General features: G+C 58.8%; 1 protein-coding gene. It reads right to left on the reverse strand.

Translation table 11 applies throughout. The features are described 5' to 3' along the window. Positions 1-231 precede the first annotated feature (231 nt). A complete protein-coding gene (locus H5T60_14220; GenBank protein MBC7243589.1) occupies positions 232-2,094 on the reverse strand; it encodes an aldehyde ferredoxin oxidoreductase family protein in 1,863 nt (620 codons plus the stop codon). Positions 2,095-2,258: the final 164 nt, after the last annotated feature.

Consider the following 2,258-nt stretch of genomic DNA (forward strand, 5'->3'; position numbering starts at 1 on the left):
CGAGCCATCGGAAGTCCAGGCCCAACCGCTGACACAGGCGCTCTGGTATCACAATGTTCTGCGCCATGCGGTCAAGGACTACAGGCTCTTCAGGCAGTAACGGGTCAGCCAGGTATTCGCGCAAACGCTGATAGGCGAGGCGATGAAAGGAGCCAACATGTTTTCCAAAATCCACCAGGACTTTTTCGGGTTCCTGGTGCGCACAGGTTTTCGCAAATGCTTCGCGCCGATTCATGGTAGTTCCTCAACGTAGGGAATTCCCAATTGTCTCAGCCGCTCTTGGGTTGGCCTTCCCTCGCTATCCCAGCCGCGCAGTGAGTAGTACAGCGGGAGCATTACGTTCATATCCGGCAAGGCGCCGGCAGAGGTGCCTGTCGGTCGAGGTTCCCCAGTGAATCTTGCCGGTAGACGGTCATCCTTCGCTGTGACCCCCAGACGAACGTTGATCAGCCGCTTCAACTGGAAGAGCCGGTCGCCAGTCTCCAGGACATCCTGTGTGGACCAATCCCATCCCAGCGCTGCATTGACCAGGGCGGTCAACCGTTCGGGGCCAAGGGAGCCTTTGATCATGAACTTGCACAGCCCAAGCGGATTGAACACGCCGGCGTAGTTCTGGTAATCATAACACAGTTTGACGTTCGCTTCGCTCGACTCGTGTCGCGGTACTGGTGCAGAATAGCCCAGGTCAGGGTGTTTCACACCATAGCCGTTCCAATATGTGGCGGCTTCCAGGTGACAGGCCCCTCGCACTCCAGTGGCATAATTGACCGCCATGCTGAAAAACGCGCGGGGGTCATGGTATGCGACCTCTAATCCCTTCACATGGATGGCGTACTGCTCCGCGCCTCTGCCGATCTGGCGAGCCGCCTCTCGCACCCCGCCGGCAAGTATCGCTCCTAGGCCCCGGCGGTGTGCGATCTGATGAATCATGTCCAGCATGGCATCCGCGCTCCCAAAGCGAAGCTCGATGCCTCCCGTGTCCTCCAGGGAGAGTATCCCTCGTTCGAACAGCTCCATGCCGAAAGCGATCACGGCCGAAGTGGAGATGGTGTCGAGGCCGTAGCGGTTGCACAAAGAATTGGCCAAGGCGACTGCCTCAAAGTTGCTTACGTAGCACATTCCGCCGAAGCCGGCGATCGTCTCGTATTCTACCCCTTCACCGCGCGGCACGCGATAGGGGCCTTCCCGAATCTCGATCTCCTTTCCGCACCCGATCGGGCAGGCGAAACAATGGGTGCGCTTTTGGAGATACTTGGGATAGAAGGTCTGGCCGGCCAAGTTTTTCACCTCCGGCCAATTCCCGAGCGTCCAATTGCGAATGGGGAAATCGCCGTATTCTTCGCTGACCATGACACCGCCGGCAGTCCCCATCATGGTCATCGGCAGGAGAGATTCCTTAAGAAACAGGGTCTGACGCTTCACCTCTTCCCGTAGTCGCTGAGGGTCGGGATACACGGGCCGTTGGTCGCCCCGCACCACAATCGCTTTCAGGTTCTTGCTGCCCATGAGCGCGCCCATCCCTCCACGCGCTGCAGCGCGCACATAGTGGGGTGGGCCGACCATGACGCCGGCGATGTTGACCAGGTTCTCGCCCGCGATGCCAATGCCGGCAATTTGTGCCCGGCGGTCCGTCTCGTTGAGAAGCACCTCTCCCGCTTCAAACCAGTCCTTGCCCCACAAATGGGAGGCGTCGCAAAAATGAACTTCTCCCGATCTTCCATCTATCCATAGGTACATTGGGTGCGCTGCGCGGCCCGTGACAATGACGCCATCATAGCCGGCCGCACGCAGTTCCGCCCCCCAATGATGCCCGGCGTTGGACTCGTTCCAGATGCCTGTCTCTGGAGACCGCCCGCACCATGAGGTTCGGCAGGCGGTCGGCACCATGGACCCCGTCAGCAAACCGTTCATCACGATCAGCGGGGATGCCGGGTCCAAGGGGTGGAGAGACGGATCCATCTCCTCATAATAGATTTTGGCCGCAAGCCCGGAACCCAACAGCCACTTCCGGACGTCGTCCTCGGTAATTGTTTGCACCGTATGAGATTGTGCAGTCAGGTCTATCCGCAGCAGTTTCCCTGCATAGACGGTCATTTCCGTGTCCCCTCCCAAGTTTTTCGGCCGGCCTACAGCTTCTCAACTTTCGAGAGCACTAACGGCGTGACATGCGTCAATTCGCAGACGTGGCACAGCTCTGCCACATAATTTCCCGCCACCCCGGAGATATGATTCGCGCCAAATTCGGCGATGAGGCGGTC

The sequence above is a fragment of the Anaerolineae bacterium genome (assembly GCA_014360855.1).
In the GTDB taxonomy this organism is placed as follows: Bacteria; Chloroflexota; Anaerolineae; order JACIWP01; family JACIWP01; genus JACIWP01.

Excerpts from the sequence above, each read along its gene's own strand:
- H5T60_14220 (MBC7243589.1), bottom strand. The coding sequence starts at position 2,094 with ATGACCGTCTATGCAGGGAAACTGCTGCGGATAGACCTGACTGCACAA.